The organism is Sideroxyarcus emersonii (assembly GCF_021654335.1).
Taxonomy (GTDB): domain Bacteria; phylum Pseudomonadota; class Gammaproteobacteria; order Burkholderiales; family Gallionellaceae; genus Sideroxyarcus; species Sideroxyarcus emersonii.
Genome location: NZ_AP023423.1, coordinates 2,102,148 through 2,123,738 on the forward strand (window position 1 = coordinate 2,102,148; position 21,591 = coordinate 2,123,738).

The window sequence follows — 21,591 nt, forward strand, 5'->3', positions numbered from 1 at the left end:
GCTGCGTCTGTAACGCTCTAAACCGCTTCTGCTGCTGCAAAATCTTTCAGCGGGTGTTGCTGCAAACCACGCGCGACAAACCCGCGCATATTCGACGGCAACCGCTGCAATACTGCCTGCGCTTCGGCTTGCGTGGCAAATTCAGCGAACACGCATGCGCCGGAACCGGTCATCAGTGCGGGGGCAAACTGCATCAGCCAGGCCAGATGCTCCGCCACTGCCGGATACAACTTGCAGGCCACTGCCTGCAGGTCGTTTTTCAGCCCTTCCAGGCCACCCACCCGAAAATCCGGCCCCTTCGGAAGGGCGCGCATTGTCATCGAAATCGTATTTCGTGTCAATTCGGGATGAGTGAATATCTGCACGGTCGGCACCTGCACCGGCGGGCACAGCACCACGTACCACGCGTCCGGCAAGGGAAAAGGCTGCAGGCGCTCGCCCACTCCCTCGGCAAAAGCATTGTCCCCGAATATGAACACCGGCACATCGGCCCCCAGCGCAAGTCCCAGCCGCATCAGGCGTTCGCGCGACAGCCCGAGCCCCCACAGGCGGTTCAACGCCAGCAAGGTGGTCGCCGCATCCGAGCTGCCGCCGCCCAAGCCACCCCCCATCGGGATGCGTTTTTCCAGTTCGATATCCACGCCCAGCCTGCAGCCGGTCTCCTGTTGCAGCAGGCGAGCGGCGCGCACGCACAGGTCCTGTTCCGGCGGCACGCCGTCCAGCGCATTGACGCGGCGGACCTGGCCGTCGGGGCGCGAAGTGAAATGCAGGGTGTCGTTCAGGTCGATGAAGCGGAACAGGGTCTGCAGCAAGTGGTAGCCGTCGGCCCTGCGCCCGACCACATGCAAGAACAGGTTGAGCTTGGCCGGCGCCGGGCAGCTCAGCGTATTCATTGCGCCTCCCATTCGTCGATCAGCAACAGCACCTGCACGCCATCCCGCTGCAGCTTCAGGCGCAGGGGCAGTGCATCGGCCGCCATCGCAGCGTAGCGCGAATAGCTGATCTCCCATCCCTGCTGGCGCAGCACCTTCACCTGGCCGTTCGCGTCGCGTTCGATGTCGAATTCGCCGTCCGGCGCAGGCACGGCAGTGACCCAGTAGCGCAGGTCGGACAACGGCAGTTGCCAGCCCAGCACCTGCTGCATGAGGCCTTCCACATCCTGCGCGGCATGGTGTTTGCCGGATGCATCCAGCGTTGCCTCTCCCGCGCCGCGATGGATACGGGCCACCGTCTGCCCCAATGGCGCCAGCAGCAATATCTCGTCCTCATCGCTGCGATGAACCCAGCGCATTCCCGCGCTGTCGCGCTGCTCGCCCTGCTTGACGGCGACGCGCCCATTGAACGTGAACGGCGCATCCGCCTGGGCCTGGCGGTGCACCGCGACGGGTGCAGTCGCGCAGCCCGCCAGCAGCAGAATCGGCAAGAGCAGAAAACGATACATCAGGGGAGGAACCGTTTCATCACCGCTTTGAGTGCTTCGTTGTCCGGATTGGCCTTGGCGCTATCCGCCCAGACCTTGCGTGCGCCATCCTTGTCGCCCCGCTTCCACAGCACCTCGCCCAGATGCGCGGCGATCTCCGGATCGGGGTTGGCTGCGAACGCGCGCTTCAGGAATTCCAGGCTCTTGTCCAGGTTGCCCAGCAGGTAATTCCCCCAGCCCATGCTGTCGATGATCGCAGCATCGTCCGGCGCAAGCTGGTAAGCCTTTTCCACCAGCTTCATCGCCTCGGGGATGCGCATGTTGCGATCCAGCAAACTGTAGCCCAATGCGTTGTAGGCATGCGCGTCGTCCGGCGCGATCTTCATCAGCTTGCGTATCAACTGCTCGAACAATTCCAGCTTGTCCAGCTTGTCTGCCGCCATCGCTGTCTGGTACAGCAATTCCGGATTGTCGGGAAACTTCGCCAACCCCTGGGTCAGGACCTGATAGCTGTCCTGGTATTTCTTGTCCTCGCGCAGCAGCTGCGCATCGACCATGATGAGTTGCACGCGCTGCTGGTCGTTCTTCGCCACTACGCCATGCAGGACCTCGCGGGCCTCGGCGTACTTGCCGACCTTGTCCAGCAGGGCGATCTCGCGCAGGCGCGCGGCATAGGCATATTCGCCCCCCTTCACCTGGCGGTATTCCTCCAACGCGACGGCATCGTTCTGTCTCGCCTCATTCAGTTGCGCGAGATAGAAATGCACCGCATTCCCCTCCTTGCCGCCCCCGCTCAGCGCCTGCTTCAGCTCCTGTTCGGCGCGGTCGTATTCGCCCATCTGCATGGAAATCAGCGCAACGGCAAAAGCCAGGTCAGGACTCCCCGGACTGCTCTTCAGCAAACGCTCGAACTGATCGCGCGAAGCGCTGAACTGCTTCTGGTTGAGCAAGGCGCGCGCATAGAACAGGCGCAACTCCTTGTTGTCCGGGTGGTCATCCAGAAACTCCTTCAACAGGGCCAACCCTTTTTGGGGGTCGCTGTTCAGGTACAGTTCCGCCTCGAACACGGCTGCCGCATCCCATTCCGGCCGCAAAGTCACCGCCTCATGGATCTCCGCCTGCGCCAGATCGTTCTTTCCGGCCGCCGCCGCCGCTTGCGCAACCGCCCAGTGCCCTTCCGCCACCTTGGGGTATGGATGTGTCACCTCGATCGTCCAGTCGAGCACGACCGACTTGTCCGGCGTGCTGCGGGCCGCCAGCGGATAAACGCTCATGAAGGTGCGTCCGGCGTTCGCCGGGTCCGCCTGCAGGACGCTATCCAGGTACGGGCGGGCTTCCTGCAGCTTGCCTCCGCTCAGCAATAGCGTGAGCAGCATCTGTTTCGCCAGCGGCGAGGACGGCTCCAGTTCCTCCCATAGCTTGAACGCATCCACTGCGGCATCGAACTGGCGGGCTTCATAGGCCAGCTGGGCGGCGCGTCTGGCCACGCGCGGATCGCGCGTGGTCTTCGCCAGGTCCAGATAGACATGTGCAGCCAGTTCCGGCTTGTTGCGCTGGGCAGCGATGTCACCCAGCAGGAATTCATACAGCAGCCGATCGGTCAGCGCCACGTTGGGCAGATCGAGCTTGGGCGCCTCGGCGATCTGCTCCAGGTTGGTCTTGCCGCCGTGTACCGGCGCGCTATCCGCGACCGGTTGCGGCGCGTGCGCACAAGCAGCCAGCAGGGGGAAAATGGCAAGGATGGAATGGCGCAGGCGGAAGTTCATCATATCGCGGCTTATTTCGGTGGAAGTCGTCATATTAGCCGAACTCGGCCACGCCGGGGCAAGGCCCTTATTCGGCGGCGGGGGGCGGGTTAGCCTTGATACGCCCTTCCTCGGCGAACACCGGGAACAGCAGCGGCAACAGCACCAGCGTGAATAGCGTGGCCGACACGATACCGCCGACGATCACCACCGCGAACGGGCGCTGCGTCTCGGAACCGATGCCATGCGATAGCGCGGCGGGCATCAGCCCGATGCCCGCCATCAGGGCCGTCATCAGGATGGGCCGCAGACGTGCCACCGCGCCTTCCATCACGCTGGCCGACAGCGCCAGGCCGTTGCGCATGCCCTCGATGAACTGCTCCACCATGATCACGCCGTTCTGCACCGAGATACCCGCCACGGCGATGAACCCGACCGCGGCAGAAACCGAGAGATGCAAACCTGCCAGTGCCAGGCCGGCAAAACCGCCGATCAGCGTGAACGGCACCATCAGGATCACCAGCAAGGCCTTGTTCATCGATTTGAAGGCCCAGAACAGCAGCACGAAAATCATCAGCACCGACAGCGGCACGATGACTTTCAGCCGCTTGAGCGCACGCTGCTGGTTCTCGAACTGGCCACCCCAGGTCATGTTGTAACCGGGCGGCAGCTTCACCTGCTCGTTCACTTTCTGCATCGCCTCCGCAACGAAACTTCCCTGGTCGCGCCCCAGCAGGTTGGCCTTCACGGCCACCACCCGTCCGCCCGACTCCCGCCCAACCCGCGCCGCACCCTGGCGCACTTCGATGTCGGCGATGGAACCGAGCGGCAGCGTGCCGCCGGTCGGCAGCACGATGGGCAGGTCTGCCACATCTTCAACCGCATCGCGGTACGGCTGGGCCAGGCGCAACGTCACATCGAAACGACGGTCGCCTTCGTAGAACACATTGACGGCGCTGCCCCCGAACGCCGTCTGGATGGTGGCATTCACATCGTTGATGTTGAGCCCGTAGCGCGACATGCGAACGCGGCTCAGCGTGATGTTGAGTTCGGTCTGCCCGCCCACCTTGATCGCCGCCACATCTGCCGCGCCGCGTATGCCGCTGATGATATCCGCGACCTGCGTGGACTTGTCTTCCAGTATCTCCAGGTCGGGTCCGAAAATCTTGATCGCGATCTCGCCCTTCACGCCCGACAACGCTTCCTCCACATTGTCCTGGATGACCTGCGAAAAGTTGGTCGGCACGCCGGGAATACCGTGGATCTGCCTGGTCATGTCGGCGATCAGCTCCTCCTTGTCGGCGAAGCGCCAGCTATCGTGCGGATTGAGGTCGGCCATGATCTCCAGGTTGTTCGGCCCTTTCGGGTCGGTGCCATCGTCCGGGCGACCAACCTGTGTCGTGACGTTATTGACCTCGGGATAGGACTTGAGGATGGCGCGCACCTGGCGCTCAACCTCCTTGGTCTTGTCCAGCGCGGTCGCCGGCGGCAGGCTGATGGTCAGCCAGATGTTGCCTTCATCCAGTTTGGGCAGGAACTCGCTGCCCAGCAGGGTCGAACCCGCCAGTGCAACGGCCAGCATGCCGACTGCTGCCGCGACGATCGTCTTGCGCCGCATCCCCGCCCACACCAGCAGGCGGCGATACCGTTCCTGCAGGTTATGCATCCAGCTGCTGTGCTTCTCGGCCAGGTCCTTGGTCTTGACCGCATAGCACAGCAAGGTCGGCACCAGGGTCAGGGTCAGCAGGATCGCGCCGATCAGGGCAAAAGTCAGGGTGAACGCCATCGGCGAGAAAATCTTCCCCTCTACGCGCTGGAAGGTAAAGATCGGCACGAAAGCCAGGATGATGATCAGCTTGGAGAACAGGATCGGGCGGCCCAGTTCGATCCCGGTCTGCTTGATCAGGTGGATGCGCCAGCCGTATGTACGATGCTGGGGCAGCTCATCCAGCTTGGCCAGGGCAAGTTTCACCATCAACGCCTCGACCAGCACCACCGCACTGTCGATGATGATGCCGAAGTCCACTGCGCCGAGCGAGATCAGGTTGGCGGAAACGCCGCGCGCATCCATCAGGATGAAGGCAAACAGCATGGCCAGGGGGATGATGATCGCGACCGACAATGCGGCATACCAGTTGCGCAGGAACAGGATCAGGATCGCCACCACCAGGATCGCGCCCACGATCAGGTTCTCGGTGACGGTATGCACGGTGTGACGCACCAGGTCGGTACGGTCGTAATAGGGGACGATCTTCACGCCCGGCGGCAGCTTGCGGGAGAGTTCATCGAGTCTCTGCTTGATGCCCCCTACGACCTTGCTGGCGTTCTGCCCCTTGGTCATCTGCACGATGCCCTGCACGATGTTGTCGTACTCGTTGAATGCGACGATGCCCGACCGCGGGCGATACCCGATCGCGACTTCGCCGATATCCTTCACCAGCACGGTCTTGCCGTCCTTGGCGGCGATCACCACGTTGGCGATGTCGTCCAGACTACCGAACAGGCCGATGCTGCGCAGCACCAGCGCCTCGTCGCCGCGCCGGATCACCCCGCCGCCGGCATTGCTGCTGTTCGCGCCTATCGCCTGCGACACCTGGTCGATGCTGACCCCGTATTTGCGCAACAGGAAAGGGTTGATGCGGATCTGGTATTCCTTCACCGTACCGCCGAAGCTGACCACATCCGCCACGCCGGGCACCTGGCGCAAAGCGGGCCGCAGCACCCAGTCCTGCAGTGCGCGCACTTCGTTGAGCGACATGCCCGGCGCATCCAGCACATAACGATACACTTCGCCGACGGCGTTGGTGAGCGGGGCAAGGCCGGGCTGCAACCCCGGCGGCAGGGTGACGTTCTGCAGGTGTTCCATCACCTGCGCCCGGGCAAAATAGTCGTCGGTATTGTCGGCGAAGGTCAGCGTGACGACGGACAGTCCGGTGATGGAAACCGAACGCAGCTGCGTCATGCGCGGAACGCCGCTCATTTCGCGTTCGATCGGCAGGGTGATGCTGCGCTCCACCTCTTCCGGCGCCTGTCCGGGCGACTGGGTGACGATCTGCACCTGTACATCCTGCACATCCGGGAACGCCTCGATCGGCATGTCCTGCACCGCGCGCCAGCCGACGATGGCCAGCACCAGCGCCGCAGCCAGCACGAATATCCGCTGCTGCAGTGCAAAGGAAAGAAGTTTGTCTAACATATCGTTACCCGCCTGTGGCGATCAGTCGGTGCCAGACAGTTCTGAATTCAGCAGCAGTGCGCCCGTGGTGACCACGCGTTCGCCGGCATGGAGGCCATCCTTGACGTAGCTGTATTCATGGCTCTGCAACCCGAGTTCGACGCGACGCCGTTGCAATACGCCAGGCCCCTGCTCGACGAAAACATAATTGTGCAAACCCAGCGTGAACAATGCCGCATTGGGAACGCGCGGGACGGTGCGATGGCTGTCCAGCACCGGCGTGACGCGCGCATACATCTCGGGCTTGAGCCGGTTTGCGCTGTTATCGATCTCGGCACGCACCTGGATACGGCGCGTCACCGGATCGAGCGCTTCGGCGATGACGACGATCCTGGCCTTGAACACCTCGCCGGGATAGGCATCGACTTCCACCGACACCGGCTGCCCGACCTTCACCTTGTCCAGGTAGAGTTCCGGCAGATCGATGAGCGCCCACAGCTTTTTCGGATCGGTGATGACAAAGAGCGGATTGGCTCCGTCGGTACGCACTTCGCTGCCCACATTCACCTGGCGCTCGCTGATCATCCCGCCGACCGGCGCACGCAAGACGAACTTGCCATCCGTCACCGATGCGACGCTCTGCAGGTTGTGCAAGCGCGCTGCGGCACGCTGTTCTTCGGCTTCGGCCTGGTGGAAATCGGCCTCGGTCGATTCGAAGTCCTTTTGCGCAATGCCGTTGACCGGCAACAATTCGCGCGCCCGCTCGAGCGCCTGGCGCTTGCGCTGCAGGTCCGCTTTCGCCTTGACATCATCAGCGGTCGCCTGGGCATAGTCGGGGGCATCCAGCACCAGCAGCTCATCGCCCGCCTTGACCTCGCGTCCCGCATCTGCCGTGATCTTCAGCACCCGTCCGGCAATGGGCGGATAGACGCGCGCAGTATGGTTGTCGTCGTAGGCCAGGCGCGCATTCAGCGACTCGACCAGCGGCTCCGGATATTCCTCCACATCCTTGATCTGCAGGAAAGCCAGCTGCGGCGCATTCGCCGCGAAATGTATGGTATCGCCGGGGGCGCGGGCGACCGGCTGCTCCGGATTGGCCTCAGGTTTCGAGGCACCCTGGAATTTCTGCCAACCGATATAGCCAGCCCCGGCAAGCAGGGCTAACGCCAGCAAGCCGAATATTGTTTTCTTGTACTGACTCAAGGTTGTCTCGCCCCTACCTTACTTGTCTGGTCATGGTTCCACCAGCCGCCGCCCAGTGCCTGGAACAGTGCCGCCGTGTCGCCCAGCCGGTTGGTCTGCGCCTGCACCAGGTTGATGTTCGCCAGTTGTTCGTTCAGCTGTGCGACCAGCAAGGTCTGGAAATCGACGGCACCCGCCTCATATTGTTTATGCGTCAGCTCGCTCATCTTGCCCGCCGCTTGCGCTGCTTTCGCCGCCGCCTTTAACGCGCGAGCGTCGGATTGGATGACATACAGCGTATCGGCCACATTCTGCAAAGCTGCCATTACGACCCCGCGATACTGGGCTCCGGCCTGCGTCAATCCTTGTTTTGCCGCGCGGGATTTGGCTCGCAAGGTACCGCCGTCGAAGATGGTCTGCGCGACATTACCGGTGAGATCGAAGAAGCCGCCGCCGTTCTTGAACATCCATGTCGGGGAAGAGGCCATGCCGCCGATCGCACCGGTGATGGCGAACTGCGGCAACGTATTGGCGATGGCCACTCCGTATTGCGCGCTGGCGTAATGCAACTGCGCTTCGGCGATACGTACATCCGGGCGCTGCTGCACCAGCCTGGACGGCAGGCTCAACGGCAGCTCCTGCGGCAGGTGCAATCCGTCCAGCGTGAACGTCTCGTCGATGTCCTGATCCGGCGTATTGCCGGCCAGTACGCGCAACAGATCGCGCGTCTGTTCCAGCTGCTGCTGCAAGGGCACCAACGCCTGCTGGGCCAGCGCGGATGCCATTTCCTGCTGGGTCACTTCCATCTCGGAGACGTAGCCCAGCTTGAGCTGATTGCGCACGATCTCGAGCGCTTGCTGATTCAGGCTGACGATCTTGAGTTGCGCCTCGATCTGCGCACGCAGCGAAGCCTCCTGTATCGCTGCCGCAACCACGTTGGAAGCCAGCGTAATGTAGGTTGCTTCCAGTTGCAGCTGCTGCATCTCAACCTGTGCCTGCGCCGATTCGACCTGCCTGCGATTGGCACCGAACACGTCAGGCACATAGCCCACGGTCAGCTGTGCAATGTGAAAATTGTAATAAGCCGGACCGTTGTATTTGGGACCGGCCGGGTTGGAATAAGTCTGAATGACCGAACCGTTGCCCTGCTGGCCGGGCGAATTGCCCCCCATATTGCCGGCCAGCTTGTTGCGCGACGGGGAATAGCTGGCTGCGACCGTGGGGTAGAAGAAACCTTGCTGGGCAGCGGTGTACTCCTTGGCCTGCTGCAATGCCGCCTGCGCCGCTTCGATATCCGGATTGGCCTTGAACGCGCGTTTGATCAGCGCGTCGATCTGCGGCGACTGGAACAGTTTCCACCAATCGGAAGGAATGTCCTGCCCGGGAACGAATTTCTGCGCTTCGCCATGCAAGGTTTGAGCCGACTCGGTCGGTTGCGTCGCCACAGGGCCTGCATAACCTGCAGCAGCGGGCGCATCGGGACGCTTGAAGTCCGGGCCCGCCGCGCAACCGCACAGAGCGGCCAACAGGAACAGCGATATCGGTTTTTTTCGCAATTTGTTCAAACTTATAAGCCCAGTGGATTGATTCACGGCAGCGCATCGGACCGAACCCAACGCACCGGGTTCCCGAAGGCACCGCATTCTAACCGAGAATCGGGGATCGTTCCTTCTGCCGCATCTTTCCTCGTCACCAGCCAAACGCATCGAATGTAAATCCTTCATGCCTGCGACCATCATGCAAGCCCCGGTCGTCGCAAAATTCAGGCAAACCGCCTGTCAGAACTCGACATGCAAACGCAGGGCATACACGTCGATCGGTCCGCGGTCGGCGTTGTAGGCCGGGTTCTGGATACGCTGATAGTCTGCTGTCAGCCAATAATCCCTCGCCAGGCTCCAGCTGTAGAAGCCCTCGAATATGTCTTCCGGGCGGTAGTTCAACCGGCCGTCGCCGATGAAGAAGGAAATGCCGCCAGCTTCAAGGAAACGGCGGCGGTCTGCCGAGATGGTATTGCGCATCAATGAAAGACCGACGTTATCCTGGTGGCGCCCCCACTGATCCCCCTTGATCAGCAAGCCGCTCGAAAACGAGCCATCGGCTTCGGTGAAAGCGTAGGTCTCGGTGCGCCCGTCTGCTTTCATGGCGCGCATGAAAAACCCGGCGCTGTCGCTGATTTCCTGCTCGATATTGACGCCCAGCCCGTACTTGGTCTTGACGCCAGTGCGCACCGCATTGAGCGCATCCGGACCGGTGTACGAACCCGGATGGGTATTCAGCCATGCCAGCGCATCGCTGAAGCTGGCCAGGTTGGCACGATCCCGCCACCCCAGCACCCGCACCGCGCCGGGGCGGCCATACAGCGTATGCGCATGTTCGACTTCCAACTGGTCCCCATAGTGGCTGCCGATCGCGTAGTCGAGCGGCAATCCATTCGGGGTCTCCGGCCCCGTCATGCGGCCGTAGCGCAGCACCCAGTCATCCCGATACCATTCGCCGGCGAAGCCCCAGCCGAAACCACGCGCATCGGCCGCATAATCATAGGCCGCATAAGTCATGTTGCCCCAGTTCATGAACTGGGTACGCGGATCCTTGGCGTAGGCATTCGGATCGAACACATCCAGTGTGGAAAAATTCCCGACCGTCAGCACAAAACGATTCTTGTCATGCCAGCCGGCCATCTGGTTGAGATCGGATTCGACATGCTCGGTGCCGCCGCCGTTGTTCCAGGTCTGCCGCAAGAAGAGCTTTTGCCGGTACAAAGTCGGATTGGGTCCGGCGGCGCGAGTGATCTCGCCATTGGTGAAACCGCCGAGACCGATCAGGTTGCCGGAAAACGGCATACCCTGGAATACTTCCGGGGTCAAATAGACTTCGCCGTCCTGCCACGGCCTGAATCCCAGAAAAGCATCGACGGAAAACGTGTACATCGTTTCGGCATTTGCATGCAGGCTGTTAGGCCCGGAATAGGCCGCCTGGTAAGCCGGATGGCGCTGCCAGTTGTAGGTCATCTGGAATCGTGCTGTCGTATCTTCTTCGTCGCTGGCGTCAGCCCGACACCCTGTCGATATGGAAAATCCGATCACGAGTAAAAGCGCTAGCCAGAATGGCGAAAATGCCGACCCCGAGCAATCTGACAGGTTGAAACGCAACTACTCTCTCCTTTGAGGTATATGGGTAAATACCGTTGCAGGAACATTCGCGGCACGCACTGGTTCGCAACAAGCCAGTTGGCGCCGATCAATGGTAGTCAGAAGATGGATGAACCGGGTATCGCCGGATATTGACACCGCTTCCCGCAGTCGACGAGAGCGGCAGAATACTGCGCGTTATTTCGCCGAAAGCCTTCCCGCCATGCCGACGGGGAAACCACTATGACTTGAACAAGTACCCACAAGAATTTCCGCAAAAAAACGCGCGGATTCTGGCCCAGAATTATATGAATGTAAAGTTACAATCCGATGACTCGGGCATATCGCCATATACCGTCGGCCTGCCGGGCTTTGGTGTGACACTGCATATTGGGTTATATTCCGTTTAATTAATGCATACACGCTCGGCACCACAATGACCGCCCCGCTCACCCTTTCCGCACAGGATCTGCTGCGCCGCCGCGACCACCGGCTGGTGGTGGAGGGCGTGTCGCTGGAGCTGCGGCGCGGCGAGGTGCTGGGCCTGCTGGGGCACAACGGCGCAGGGAAGAGCACCACTTTGCAGATGCTCACCGGCGCCCTGCCGGCGCATGGCGGGCAGATCCAGGTGTGCGGTTTCGACATGCAGCATCAGCCGCAACAGGCCAAAGCCTGCATCGGCTTCCTGCCTGAACACCCGCCGCTCTACCGCGACATGCGCGTCGACGACTATCTGCTGTTCGCCGCACGCCTGCATCGCATCCCTCCCGCCAAGCTCGCCGGCGCGCTGGCTTTGGCCAAGCAGCGCTGCGGCCTGCAGGATAGCGGCAACAGGATCATCGGCACCCTGTCAAAAGGCTACCAGCAGCGCGTGGGGATCGCGCAGGCCATCATCCACAACCCCGCCGTGGTGGTGCTGGACGAACCCACCGTCGGTCTTGACCCCGCGCAGATACGCGACATCCGTGCGCTCATCCGCGAACTCGGCGACAGCAGCAGCGTGATCCTGTCCACCCACATGCTGAATGAAGTGGAGAGCCTGTGCGACCGCGTGCTGATCCTGCAGAAGGGACGCCTGATCTTCAGCGGCAGCAATGCCGAGTTGCTGACAAACGGCAATATGGAAGAGGCCTTCCTGCAGATCACCGAGAACCAGGCGGCCGCAGCATGATCTTCACCATCGCCCGCAAAGAATTCCGCAGCCTGTTCGCCGCGCCTTCCACCTGGTGGATGCTGGCACTGATGCAATTCCTGTTCGCCTGGTTCTTCTTCGTCCGCATCGACGATTATCTGCAAGTGCAGGCCCAGCTGACCCAGCTTGCCAATGCGCCGGGCTCGACCATCGCCGTCGCTTCGCCGCTGTACAGTGCACTGGCGCTGATGCTGATGCTGCTGATCCCGTTGTTCACCATGCGCCTGATCGCCGAAGAACGCCGCAACCGGACCTGGGTGCTGTTGCTCACCGCTCCCGTCTCGGTGACACACATCGTGCTGGGGAAATTCCTCGGCCTGATGCTGCTGCTCGTGCTCATCGTGGCGGGCAGCGCCATCATGCTCGTCACATTGCTGCTCGGTACGCATGCCGATCTCGGCCTCATGCTTGCCAACATCCTGGGCGTGCTGCTGCTGTCCGCCAGCTATGCCGCGCTCGGCCTGTATTTCTCCGCATTGAGCAAGCAGCCGGTGATCGCCGCGATCGGTGCGCTGGGCATGTCGTTCGGCCTCTGGCTGCTCGAACTCAGCGCCAGTGACAATCGCAGTTTCCTGCGCGCGATCTCGCCGAACGCGCACTTCCAGAACCTGAACATGGGACTGGTCAACAGCGCCGACCTCATCTATTTCATGCTGTTCACCGCAACCCTGCTGTGGCTCACGATACGCCAGCTGAACGACGAACGCCGCTCTTCATGAAACGCATCCTGCCAATCCTCAAACGAACCCTCTCGCTGCTGTTGGTGCTGGCAGCGGCTGGCGCGCTGTTCCAGCTCGCCGCCCGCTTCCCCGCTCAATGGGATGTCACCCAGAACGCGCTCAACAGCCTGGAACCCGGCAGCGTGGATGCGCTGGCACTGCTGCACGGCCCGGTGAAAATCACGGTGTATGCCACCGAACGGGATGCCCAGCTTGGCGACATGCGCAAGCTCATCCGCGAATTCGTCGCACTGTACCAGCGCTACAAACCCGATATCTCGCTGAGCTTCGTCGATCCGGTGAAAGATCCCGAGGCGATGCACAAGGCATCCATCCAGGACAACGGCGAGATGGTGGTCGAGTTCGCCGGGCGCAGCGAGCACATCACCACGCTGAACGAGCAAACGCTCTCGAGCGCCCTGTTGCACCTGGCCCACGCCAAGGATCAATTGCTGATGTACGTGGGCGGACATGGCGAACGCAAGCTCGACGGCATCGCCAACCACGACCTCGGCGAGTTCGGCAAACGGCTGCAGCAACTCGGCTACCGCACCGCCAGCCTCAATCTGGCGCTGGCCCAGGACGTGCCCGACAATGCCAGCATGCTGGTCCTGACGCAGCCGCAGACCCGGATGATGCCGGGCGAGATGAACAAGCTGCTGCGCTATATCGACAACGGCGGCAACCTGTTGTGGCTGATCGATGCCGAGCCCTTGCGCGGGCTGGAACCGCTGGCCGAGAAACTCTCCCTGACCGTCATGCCGGGCATCGTGATCGACCCCGCCGCGCAGGAGATGAACGCCCCGCCGGACTGGGCGCTCGGTGCCGGCTACCCGCCGCACGCCATCACGCGCAATTTCGACCTCATCACCGTGTTCCCGGATGCGCGCGCCCTGAGCGTCGAGCAGAACGACTCCTGGGAAGCCCGTACGCTGGTGGAAGGTGCGGCGCGCGGCTGGGTCAGCGATCATGGCATAGCCAGACACATCGACCAGGACAGGGATATCCCGGGGCCCGTCAACCTGGCCATCACGCTGCAGCGCCGGGTGAACGACCGCGAACAGCGCATCATCGTGGTGGGCAACGGCGCCTTCCTCGCCAACGCCTATTCGGGCAACGGCGGCAACATCGATTTCGGCATCAACATGGTGAATTGGCTGGCCAATGAAGACCGGCTCATCACCGTACAGCCGCGCGCCGCAAAAGACGGCCAGATCACCTTGAGCAAGCGGCAGCTTACCTTGCTCAGCACCGGCTTCCTGATCGCGCTGCCGCTGCTCCTCGCCCTGGCAGGCATCATTCAGTGGCGGCGCAGGAAACGCTAGGCAATGCCGGAACTGCCCGAAGTCGAGACCACGCTGCGCGGCATCGCGCCGCACCTGCTGCACCAGCGTGTCGCCGGTGTCGTCATCCGCAATCCCAGGCTGCGCTGGGAAATCCCCGCGAACCTGCCCGAACTGCTGCATGGGCAAACGGTGCGCGACCTGCGGCGCCGCGCCAAATACCTGCTCGTCGCATTCGACCGCGGCACCCTCATCCTGCATCTGGGTATGAGCGGCAATCTGCGCATCCACCCCCTGGGTACGGCCGCCGGCAAACACGACCACTTCGATCTGCTGCTGGAGAATGGCAAACTGCTGCGCCTGCGCGATCCGCGGCGTTTCGGTGCTGTGTTGTGGCAATCTGGCGATGCGGCACAGCATCCCCTGCTGGCAGAGTTGGGGCCGGAACCACTGCTGAGCGGGTTCGATGCCGACTATCTCCACTCCGCCACGCGCAAGCGCAAAGCGGCGATCAAGCTGGCCATCATGGACAATCATGTCGTCGTCGGCGTGGGCAACATCTATGCCAATGAGGCGCTGTTCCGTGCCGGGATAAGGCCGCAAACCGCCGCCGGCAGGCTCAGCAAACAACGTTGCGTGCGCCTGGCTGCAGCCATCCAGGACGTACTGCGCGCGGCCATCAGACAAGGCGGCAGCAGCCTGCGCGATTATGTCGACAGCGACGGCAATCAGGGCTACTTCCAGCAGCAATATTTCGTGTACGGCCGGGCAGGCGAAGCCTGTCGCGTGTGCGGCACGGTCATCCGGCAGGTCAAGCAGGGGCAACGCTCGACCTTCTATTGCCCGACATGCCAGCGTTGACTCACTGCGCCCCGTGCCGCAACAGGCAGTTCCCCGATTTCCCGCCTGCAAGAGCGACAGCATGAAAAAAGCCCGCTCGTTGAGCGGGCTTCCTGGGCCGTGGCGATACCTTACGCTTTGGCTGCCATCAATTTCTCATACTTGGCCTGCAACTGCTCCTTGCTTTCCACATGACCCGGATCATGCGGGATGCAATCGACCGGGCACACCTCCACGCATTGCGGCGTGTCGTAGTGGCCCACGCATTCCGTGCATTTGTTGGGATCGATGATGTAGATGGTATCGCCTTGCGAAATGGCCCCGTTCGGGCATTCCGGCTCGCATACATCGCAGTTGATACATTCGTCGGTGATCATTAATGACATGTCTACTCTCCTTAACGTTGATATTTTTTTTCCAGTTCCGCCGCCACCAGCGGCGAAACGAACTTGCCCACATCGCCGCCGAAGCGTGCGATCTCGCGCACGATGCTGGCCGAGATGAAGGTGTATTGCTCTGCCGGCGTCAGGAACAGGGTCTCCACATCGGGATGCAAGGTGCGGTTCATGCCTGCCATCTGGAACTCGTATTCGAAATCCGAAACCGCACGCAAGCCGCGCAGCACCACACGTGCATTTTGCGAGCGCACGTAGCTCATCAGCAGATTGTCGAAACCCTCCACCTTGACGTTGTCGAAACCGGCAAACACCTCGCGCGCCATTTCCACCCGTTCGTCCAGGGTAAACAGCGTCGCACTGCGGCTGGCCGCGACCGCCACCACCACCTCGCCGAACAAACCGGCCGCACGGCGCACCACATCCTCATGTCCGCGCGTGATGGGATCGAACGTCCCCGGATACACCACTTTGATCATGCTGGCTCACGTTCTAATAGTTGGTAATGCACTGCACCCGCATTGGCCCGCCTGACCACTCGCCAGGCCGCATCCGGTTCAAAGGCTGTTCCACTTTCCAGATAGACCTTACCGTCATGCGTCAGGATGTTTTCCAGCAGCGGCAGCAATTGGGGCAGGTAATCGCTCTTGAAAGGAGGGTCGAGAAAAATCACATCGAACACGCCATGGTCTTGCCGGGCGAATTTTAGCCCATCCTCGCAGCGCAAGGCTACATTGCCCAGCCCAAATTTTCCGGCATTGGCCTGCAAGGACCGATATACAACGCGGTTATTCTCGACCATCAGCACCTGCTCCGCACCGCGCGAGGCGGCCTCGAAACCCAGCGCACCGCTGCCGGCGAACAGATCGAGACAGCGCTTGCCATGCAGCGTCTGCCCCAGCCAGTTGAACAGCGTCTCGCGCACCCGGTCCGGCGTCGGGCGCAGGCCTTCGGCATCGGGAAACTCGATCAGGCGGCTGCGGTGCGTACCGCCGATGATGCGAACCTTGTTTATTTCGCCGCTCCTGCCTTCTCTTCAGGCTGCGCCGCTGCGTCCGCAGCCGGGTCCGGTTGCACACTGTCCGCCCCCGGTACGCCCACCATCACGGTCGCCAGGGCGTCCGGATCGATGCGGCGCTTGAACGCATCGTGTATCTGCCTGGCCGTCACCTTGTTCACCTTGACGGTGAAATCGTCCAGGTAGGTCAGCGGCAATCCATAGAAACCGATCACGCTGAGGTAATCGAGTATTTTCTTGTTATTGTCTATGCGCAACGGGAAACCGCCGATGATGTTCTGCTTGGCTGCGCGCAGCTCTTTCTCGGTCACTCCCTTGTCCACGAAAGTCCGCAGCGTCTTGCGCACCAGGCGCAGCGATTCGTCCGCCTGTTCCTTCTTGGTCTGCAGGCCGATCTGGAAGGCGCCCGGCTGCTGCATCGGCATGAAGTAGCTGTATACGCTGTAGGCCATGCCGCGCTTTTCGCGCACTTCGTTCATCAGGCGCGAGACGAAACCGCCGCCGCCCAGGATGTAATTGCCGACATACAGCGGGAAATAATCCTCATCATTGCGGGCGACGCCCGGCGTGCCGATCAGGATGTGGCTCTGGCTTGCCGGATGCGGGATGCGCTGTTCGCTGGGCTTGATGCGGATCATCACCGGCGCGATGTTCGGATCGGCATCCCCGGCAGGCAGGCTGGCGGTCAGGCGCTGCGCGATCGCTTCGGCCTGGGCACGGCTGATGTCGCCCATCAACGCAACCACCGCGTGCTTCGCGCTGTAATGGTCGCGATAGAAACCCTCCAGCTCGGCGCGCTGGATCTTCTCCACGTCGGACACCTCGGTATGCCAGCCATAGGGATGCGCACCGAATACCGCCTTGCCGAACGCCTTGTCGGCAATGCTTTCTGGCTGTGTCTCGGCCTCCTTCAGCGCCGCGATCATGCGTGCCTTCTCCCGCGCCAGCACCGGCTCCGGAAACAATGGCTGCTGCAGGCAACGCCCCAGGATATCCAGCGCAGCATCTCGCTCTGCCGCACTGCTCAAGGTACGCATGGTCAGGCCGGCACGATCGGCATCGAACTGCCCGCCCATCTGCGCGCCGACATCCGCCAATTTGCGCGCGATCTCGTCTTCATTCAGGTCCTGCGCCCCCAGATCGAGCAGGCCAAAGGTCAGGCTGGCCACACCGACCTTGCCCGCCACATCGAAGCCGCTGCCGGCGGGGAAGCTCACCGCCACATCCAGCATCGGCAGGCCGTGGTCTTCCACGAAATATACGCGCGCGCCGCTGGGCGCTTGCCAATGCTGTATCTGCGGCGTCGCCAGCGCGGCCGACGCCGCGCACAACAGGATTGCGGTAGAAAGGAGTCTAGTGAGCATGCGCTGCTCCTGCAGGGTTATGTCTGGGTTTGTCGGAAAGAGGCTGCGGGTCGAGTGTGGCGACCGTCAGGTGATCGTCGTTGAATATCTCGCGCGCCACATCCTGTACCTGCTGCGCAGTGACCGCCTGCAGCCTGAGCAGCATCACCGGAATGTCCTTGTACGAAAGTCCGGCGGTTTCCATCTGGCCGATCTGCATCGCCTGGTAGAACACCGAATCGCGCTTGTAGACTTCGCCCGCCATCACCTGCGCCTTGACGCGCCGCAACTCCTCGGCGCTCACGCCATCGCGCACCAGCAGGGCCAGCTGCTCGCGCAGCGCGTTTTCCACATCGGCCACGGTTTTGCCTTCGCGCGGCGTGCCTTCCAGCACGAACAGGCCCGGGCCGCGTGCCACACTCTCGTAGCCGGTGCCGACATCCATCGCCACCTGCTGGTCGCGCACCAGTGCCTTGTTGAGCCGCGCCGACGAATTGCCGTCCAGCACACCCGCCAGCACTTCGAGGGCGTAAGGCTTCCAGTCTTTCTCCGCATCGCGCAGGGTCGGCGCGTGCCACGCCATGATGAGGTAGGGCAATTCTGCCGGCGCCTTGACCACGATGCGCTGGATGCCGAGCTGCGGCGCCTCGCCCACCGCCTTGCGCTGCGGCAACTTCACGGCGGGAATGCTGCCGTAGTAGCGCTGCGCCAGCGCAAACACCTCCTGCGCCTTGACGTCGCCGGCGATCACCAGCGTCGCATCGTTGGGCGCATACCAGGTCTTGTACCAGTTCAGGGCATCGGCGTCGGTCATGTTCTGCAGGTCGACCATCCAGCCGATCACCGGGTTGTGGTAAGGATGTTCCTGGAACGCCGTTGCCATCATCTTCTCGTACACCAGAGAATGAGGTTCGTCGTCGGTACGCCAGCGGCGCTCTTCCATCACCACCTTGATCTCCTTGTCGAACTCCTTCTTCGCCATCTGCAGGTTATGCATGCGGTCGGATTCCAGCTTCATCGCCAGCGGCAGCCTGGATTTGTGCAGCTGCTGGAAATAGGCGGTGTGGTCGTAGCTGGTAAAGGCGTTCTCGCGTCCGCCTGCCGCTGCGATGATCTTGGAGAACTGTCCGACGGGAACGTCCCTGGTGCCCTTGAACATCATGTGTTCCAGCACGTGCGCCACCCCCGTGGTGCCGGTGCGTTCGTCCATGCTGCCTACGTGATACCAGACTTGCTGAACCAGCACCGGCGCACGGTGGTCTTCCTTGACGATGACCTTGAGCCCGTTGTCCAGGGTCTTCTCATATACTTCGGCCTGGGCAACCGGGACAGCCAGAAACACCAGCGCGACGACAATTGATTGGATTCTCATTACCTTATCCCATGAATGCGCAATTCGGCATAAAATGAGCGTGCATTATGCGACATTTCATCCACTCCAGAATACCCTTGCATGTTTAGTTTCCTGAAAAAAAATCCAGCCGGCAACGATTCGTCCAACTGGCTGGCCCGCCTGACCGGAAGTCTGGCGCGCACGGGTGGACAGCTTTCCGCGCTGCTGGTTCCTGGCGGCAGGATCGACGAAGACCTGTATGAAGAACTGGAAACCATTCTCATCACCTCTGACGTGGGTATGGACGCGACGCGCTCGCTGCTTGCTGACGTACGCCGCACGGTGAAGGAACAACGCCTCACCGAGGCCGGCCAGCTGAAAGAGGCCCTGGCGCACGCCCTGCTCAAATTGCTGCAGCCGCTTGCGCAACCGCTGGATGTCGGCACGCACACCCCCTTCGTCATCATGCTCTGCGGCGTGAACGGCGCAGGCAAGACCACCTCCATCGGCAAACTGGCCAAACATTTCCAGCAGCAGGGCAAATCGGTGCTGCTGGCCGCTGGCGACACCTTCCGCGCAGCGGCACGCGAACAACTGATGGAATGGGGCCGGCGCAACGATGTCACCGTCATCGCACAACAGAGCGGCGATGCCGCCGCGGTCATCTTCGACGCAGTGCAGGCGGCGCAGGCGCGGCGCATCGACGTGGTGCTGGCTGACACCGCCGGACGCCTGACCACGCAGGCGCACCTGATGGAAGAAATCAGGAAAGTGAAGCGCGTCATCGCCAAGGCCTTGCCCGATGCCCCGCATGAGGTATTGCTGGTGCTGGACGCCAATACCGGACAGAACGCGCTGACACAGGTCAAGGCCTTCGACGATGCGCTGCAGGTAACCGGGCTGGTACTGACCAAGCTAGATGGCACCGCCAAGGGCGGCGTTATCGCGGCGATCGCCAAGGCCCACCCGATCCCCGTACGTTTCATCGGCGTGGGTGAAGGGCTGGATGACCTGAGGCCGTTCGTGGCGGAGGATTTTGTTGCGGCATTGCTGGGACTTGAAGATTAACTGCGAACCTTTTTTTGCCACAAAAATGACAGCGCTTGCCCATACTTCCACCGCCCCGAATATTGGAGCGATTTTCCCTGTGAACCCGGTGCGTCAAATAGACTTTCAAAAATGATCAAATTCAACCAGGTCTACAAACGCTATCCCGGAGGGCACGAAGCGCTGAAGAACCTCTCCTTCGAGATCGCCGAAGGAGAGATGGCTTATCTCACCGGACATTCCGGTGCCGGCAAAAGCACCCTGCTCAAGCTCATCGCCGCCATCGAGCGCCCTACCAGCGGCGCCGTGCTGGTGAACGGACAGAATATCCGCTCCATCAAGCCCGCCGCGATCCCGCACCTGCGCCGCAACATCGGATTGATCTTCCAGGACCACAAATTGCTGTTTGATCGCAATGCCTTCGACAATGTGATGCTTCCCCTGCAGATCTGCGGCTTCGACCACCGCGAGAGCGCCAAGCGCGTGCGCGCCGCGCTGGACAAGGTCGGCCTGCTCGATCGCGAAAAGGTCAATCCCATCGCCCTCTCGGGAGGTGAACAACAGCGCCTGTGCATCGCACGCGCCATCGTCAACCGCCCCACCATCCTGCTGGCCGACGAACCGACCGGCAACCTCGATACCGAATACTCGAACGAGATCATGAACATCTTCAAATCGTTCCATCAGGTCGGCGTGACACTGCTCATCTCCACCCACGACGAAGGCATCCTGCGCCAATTCCCGGCACGGGCCTTGCATCTCAGGAAAGGGGAGCTGCAGGCATGAGAACGCTGATTGAACACCTGCACGTACTGCGCTTCACGCTGCAACGCCTGTTGCTCACGCCCAACGCATCGCTGCTCAACATCCTGGTCATCGGCATCGCGCTGAGCCTGCCGGTCGGAGGCTATGTGCTCCTGAAAAGCGCACAAAGCCTGGGCACGCAGATCGCCGGCACGCCGCAGATCAGCGTGTTCCTGGCCGCCGGCACAAGTGCCGGCGACATCGAACGGATCGGCGACAGACTCAGGCAACACGCAGCCATCAAGCATATCGAGTTCGTGCCGCGGGAGGCGGCATTGAAGAAGCTGCAGCAAAGCACGGGCTTGTCGGACGTGATCAGCAGCCTGTCGCAGAATCCGCTGCCGGATGCGTTTGTCATCTACCCCAAAGACGGCAGCGTGGCCACGCTGGAAGCCTTGCGCGACGAATTGAAGACCTGGCCGCGTTTCGACCATGTGCAACTGGACTCGGCCTGGATACACAAACTGGCTGCACTGCTGGATTTCGGCCGCATGGCGGTCGCCATCCTTGCCGCCTTGCTGAGCTTCGCTCTCATCGCCATCACATTCAATACCATCCGCCTGCAAATCCTTACTCGCCGCGAGGAGATCGAAGTGGCGAAACTCATCGGCGCCACCGATGCCTTCATCCGCCGCCCCTTCCTATACTTCGGCCTTACCCAGGGTTTGCTTGGGGGCATCACGGCCTGGCTGCTGGTCGCAGGAAGCCTGATGCTGCTCAATCACCAGATCGGCACGCTCGCCCAGCTCTATGCCAGCAATTTCAGCCTGCAGCATCTGTCGCCCGGCGACAGCCTGGCATTGCTGGGATTCTCTGCCTACCTGGGTTGGCTGGGCGCCTGGTTCTCGGTGTCGCAACACCTGTGGCAGATCGAACCGCGCTAAATTTAAGCTCACAATTCCTCCGCGCCTGGAGCAAAATACGCTGCGGATATCCGATGCCAAATCAGGTATCCGGCAAAACAGGG

19 protein-coding genes are annotated in these 21,591 nt (G+C 61.7%); 7 read left to right on the forward strand and 12 right to left on the reverse strand.

Annotated elements, in window-relative coordinates; all coding sequences use genetic code 11:
- Positions 1–17: 17 nt before the first annotated feature.
- The 7 genes from ispE to L6418_RS10210 form a co-directional block, all read right to left on the reverse strand.
- The gene (gene ispE, locus L6418_RS10180) at positions 18–893 is read right to left on the reverse strand and encodes a 4-(cytidine 5'-diphospho)-2-C-methyl-D-erythritol kinase (protein ID WP_237246810.1); all 876 of its coding nucleotides are present in this window, start codon (positions 891–893) and stop codon (positions 18–20) included.
- Positions 890–1,441, reverse strand: a complete 552-nt coding sequence (lolB, locus tag L6418_RS10185) for a lipoprotein insertase outer membrane protein LolB (protein ID WP_237246811.1) — start codon at positions 1,439–1,441, stop codon at positions 890–892. The genes ispE and lolB overlap by 4 nt, the downstream gene beginning before the upstream one ends.
- Positions 1,441–3,219: a tetratricopeptide repeat protein gene (locus L6418_RS10190; protein WP_237246812.1), complete on the reverse strand. Its 1,779-nt coding sequence runs from the start codon at positions 3,217–3,219 to the stop codon at positions 1,441–1,443. Before L6418_RS10190 ends, lolB begins: the two co-directional genes overlap by 1 nt.
- A gap of 34 nt (positions 3,220–3,253) precedes the next feature.
- Positions 3,254–6,361 (reverse strand): efflux RND transporter permease subunit, encoded by a 3,108-nt coding sequence (locus tag L6418_RS10195; protein WP_237246813.1) that lies wholly within the window; start codon positions 6,359–6,361, stop codon positions 3,254–3,256.
- 21 nt (positions 6,362–6,382) lie between these two features.
- Positions 6,383–7,543: an efflux RND transporter periplasmic adaptor subunit gene (locus L6418_RS10200; protein ID WP_237246814.1), complete on the reverse strand. Its 1,161-nt coding sequence runs from the start codon at positions 7,541–7,543 to the stop codon at positions 6,383–6,385.
- Positions 7,540–9,087: an efflux transporter outer membrane subunit gene (locus L6418_RS10205; protein ID WP_237246815.1), complete on the reverse strand. Its 1,548-nt coding sequence runs from the start codon at positions 9,085–9,087 to the stop codon at positions 7,540–7,542. Before L6418_RS10205 ends, L6418_RS10200 begins: the two co-directional genes overlap by 4 nt.
- 213 nt (positions 9,088–9,300) lie before the next feature.
- Positions 9,301–10,530: a carbohydrate porin gene (locus L6418_RS10210; protein WP_237246816.1), complete on the reverse strand. Its 1,230-nt coding sequence runs from the start codon at positions 10,528–10,530 to the stop codon at positions 9,301–9,303.
- 556 nt (positions 10,531–11,086) lie between these two features.
- Here L6418_RS10210 and L6418_RS10215 point away from each other — a divergent pair.
- The 4 genes from L6418_RS10215 to mutM are packed head-to-tail and all read left to right on the forward strand — an operon-like array spanning position 11,087 to position 14,705.
- Positions 11,087–11,821, forward strand: coding sequence for an ABC transporter ATP-binding protein (locus L6418_RS10215; RefSeq protein ID WP_237246817.1), 735 nt, complete (start codon positions 11,087–11,089; stop codon positions 11,819–11,821).
- On the forward strand, positions 11,818–12,561 hold the full coding sequence (locus L6418_RS10220) for an ABC transporter permease (RefSeq protein ID WP_237246818.1): 744 nt from the start codon (positions 11,818–11,820) through the stop codon (positions 12,559–12,561). Before L6418_RS10215 ends, L6418_RS10220 begins: the two co-directional genes overlap by 4 nt.
- Positions 12,558–13,886 carry a GldG family protein gene (locus L6418_RS10225; RefSeq protein ID WP_237246819.1) on the forward strand — a complete coding sequence of 443 codons (1,329 nt, stop codon included), beginning with the start codon at positions 12,558–12,560 and terminating at the stop codon, positions 13,884–13,886. The genes L6418_RS10220 and L6418_RS10225 overlap by 4 nt, the downstream gene beginning before the upstream one ends.
- A 3-nt stretch (positions 13,887–13,889) precedes the next feature.
- The gene (mutM, locus tag L6418_RS10230) at positions 13,890–14,705 is read left to right on the forward strand and encodes a bifunctional DNA-formamidopyrimidine glycosylase/DNA-(apurinic or apyrimidinic site) lyase (RefSeq protein ID WP_237246820.1); all 816 of its coding nucleotides are present in this window, start codon (positions 13,890–13,892) and stop codon (positions 14,703–14,705) included.
- 110 nt (positions 14,706–14,815) lie between these two features.
- On the opposite strand, the gene L6418_RS10235 is transcribed toward mutM, so the two are convergent.
- From L6418_RS10235 to L6418_RS10255, 5 genes are read right to left on the reverse strand one after another with little or no spacing between them, the layout of a single operon-like run.
- Positions 14,816–15,070 (reverse strand): YfhL family 4Fe-4S dicluster ferredoxin, encoded by a 255-nt coding sequence (locus L6418_RS10235; protein ID WP_237246821.1) that lies wholly within the window; start codon positions 15,068–15,070, stop codon positions 14,816–14,818.
- Between the two features lie 11 nt (positions 15,071–15,081).
- Positions 15,082–15,558: a pantetheine-phosphate adenylyltransferase gene (gene coaD, locus L6418_RS10240; RefSeq protein ID WP_237246822.1), complete on the reverse strand. Its 477-nt coding sequence runs from the start codon at positions 15,556–15,558 to the stop codon at positions 15,082–15,084.
- Complete coding sequence (rsmD, locus tag L6418_RS10245; RefSeq protein ID WP_237248730.1) at positions 15,555–16,094, reverse strand: 16S rRNA (guanine(966)-N(2))-methyltransferase RsmD; 540 nt, start codon at positions 16,092–16,094, stop codon at positions 15,555–15,557. Before rsmD ends, coaD begins: the two co-directional genes overlap by 4 nt.
- Positions 16,091–17,461, reverse strand: coding sequence for a pitrilysin family protein (locus L6418_RS10250; RefSeq protein ID WP_237246823.1), 1,371 nt, complete (start codon positions 17,459–17,461; stop codon positions 16,091–16,093). The genes rsmD and L6418_RS10250 overlap by 4 nt, the downstream gene beginning before the upstream one ends.
- Positions 17,451–18,812 (reverse strand): pitrilysin family protein, encoded by a 1,362-nt coding sequence (locus L6418_RS10255; protein WP_237246824.1) that lies wholly within the window; start codon positions 18,810–18,812, stop codon positions 17,451–17,453. The genes L6418_RS10250 and L6418_RS10255 overlap by 11 nt, the downstream gene beginning before the upstream one ends.
- Before the next feature lie 81 nt (positions 18,813–18,893).
- Between L6418_RS10255 and ftsY the strand changes: the two genes are divergently transcribed.
- The 3 genes from ftsY (at position 18,894) to ftsX (ending at position 21,508) form a co-directional block, all read left to right on the forward strand.
- The gene (gene ftsY / locus L6418_RS10260) at positions 18,894–19,841 is read left to right on the forward strand and encodes a signal recognition particle-docking protein FtsY (RefSeq protein ID WP_237246825.1); all 948 of its coding nucleotides are present in this window, start codon (positions 18,894–18,896) and stop codon (positions 19,839–19,841) included.
- Positions 19,842–19,952: 111 nt separating this feature from the next.
- Positions 19,953–20,606, forward strand: coding sequence for a cell division ATP-binding protein FtsE (gene ftsE / locus L6418_RS10265; protein ID WP_237246826.1), 654 nt, complete (start codon positions 19,953–19,955; stop codon positions 20,604–20,606).
- Positions 20,603–21,508: a permease-like cell division protein FtsX gene (gene ftsX, locus L6418_RS10270; protein WP_237246827.1), complete on the forward strand. Its 906-nt coding sequence runs from the start codon at positions 20,603–20,605 to the stop codon at positions 21,506–21,508. The genes ftsE and ftsX overlap by 4 nt, the downstream gene beginning before the upstream one ends.
- The last annotated feature ends 83 nt before the right edge of the window (positions 21,509–21,591 follow it).

Excerpts from the sequence above, each read along its gene's own strand:
- mutM (WP_237246820.1), top strand. The coding sequence starts at position 13,890 with ATGCCGGAACTGCCCGAAGTCGAGACCACGCTGCGCGGCATCGCGCCG.
- L6418_RS10235 (WP_237246821.1), bottom strand. The coding sequence starts at position 15,070 with ATGTCATTAATGATCACCGACGAATGTATCAACTGCGATGTATGCGAG.
- ftsX (WP_237246827.1), top strand. The coding sequence starts at position 20,603 with ATGAGAACGCTGATTGAACACCTGCACGTACTGCGCTTCACGCTGCAA.
- L6418_RS10190 (WP_237246812.1), bottom strand. The coding sequence starts at position 3,219 with ATGACGACTTCCACCGAAATAAGCCGCGATATGATGAACTTCCGCCTG.
- ispE (WP_237246810.1), bottom strand. The coding sequence starts at position 893 with ATGAATACGCTGAGCTGCCCGGCGCCGGCCAAGCTCAACCTGTTCTTG.
- L6418_RS10215 (WP_237246817.1), top strand. The coding sequence starts at position 11,087 with ATGACCGCCCCGCTCACCCTTTCCGCACAGGATCTGCTGCGCCGCCGC.
- L6418_RS10195 (WP_237246813.1), bottom strand. The coding sequence starts at position 6,361 with ATGTTAGACAAACTTCTTTCCTTTGCACTGCAGCAGCGGATATTCGTG.
- L6418_RS10210 (WP_237246816.1), bottom strand. The coding sequence starts at position 10,530 with ATGACCTACAACTGGCAGCGCCATCCGGCTTACCAGGCGGCCTATTCC.
- coaD (WP_237246822.1), bottom strand. The coding sequence starts at position 15,558 with ATGATCAAAGTGGTGTATCCGGGGACGTTCGATCCCATCACGCGCGGA.
- ftsY (WP_237246825.1), top strand. The coding sequence starts at position 18,894 with ATGTTTAGTTTCCTGAAAAAAAATCCAGCCGGCAACGATTCGTCCAAC.
- ftsE (WP_237246826.1), top strand. The coding sequence starts at position 19,953 with ATGATCAAATTCAACCAGGTCTACAAACGCTATCCCGGAGGGCACGAA.
- L6418_RS10225 (WP_237246819.1), top strand. The coding sequence starts at position 12,558 with ATGAAACGCATCCTGCCAATCCTCAAACGAACCCTCTCGCTGCTGTTG.
- L6418_RS10255 (WP_237246824.1), bottom strand. The coding sequence starts at position 18,812 with ATGAGAATCCAATCAATTGTCGTCGCGCTGGTGTTTCTGGCTGTCCCG.
- L6418_RS10250 (WP_237246823.1), bottom strand. The coding sequence starts at position 17,461 with ATGCTCACTAGACTCCTTTCTACCGCAATCCTGTTGTGCGCGGCGTCG.
- L6418_RS10220 (WP_237246818.1), top strand. The coding sequence starts at position 11,818 with ATGATCTTCACCATCGCCCGCAAAGAATTCCGCAGCCTGTTCGCCGCG.
- lolB (WP_237246811.1), bottom strand. The coding sequence starts at position 1,441 with ATGTATCGTTTTCTGCTCTTGCCGATTCTGCTGCTGGCGGGCTGCGCG.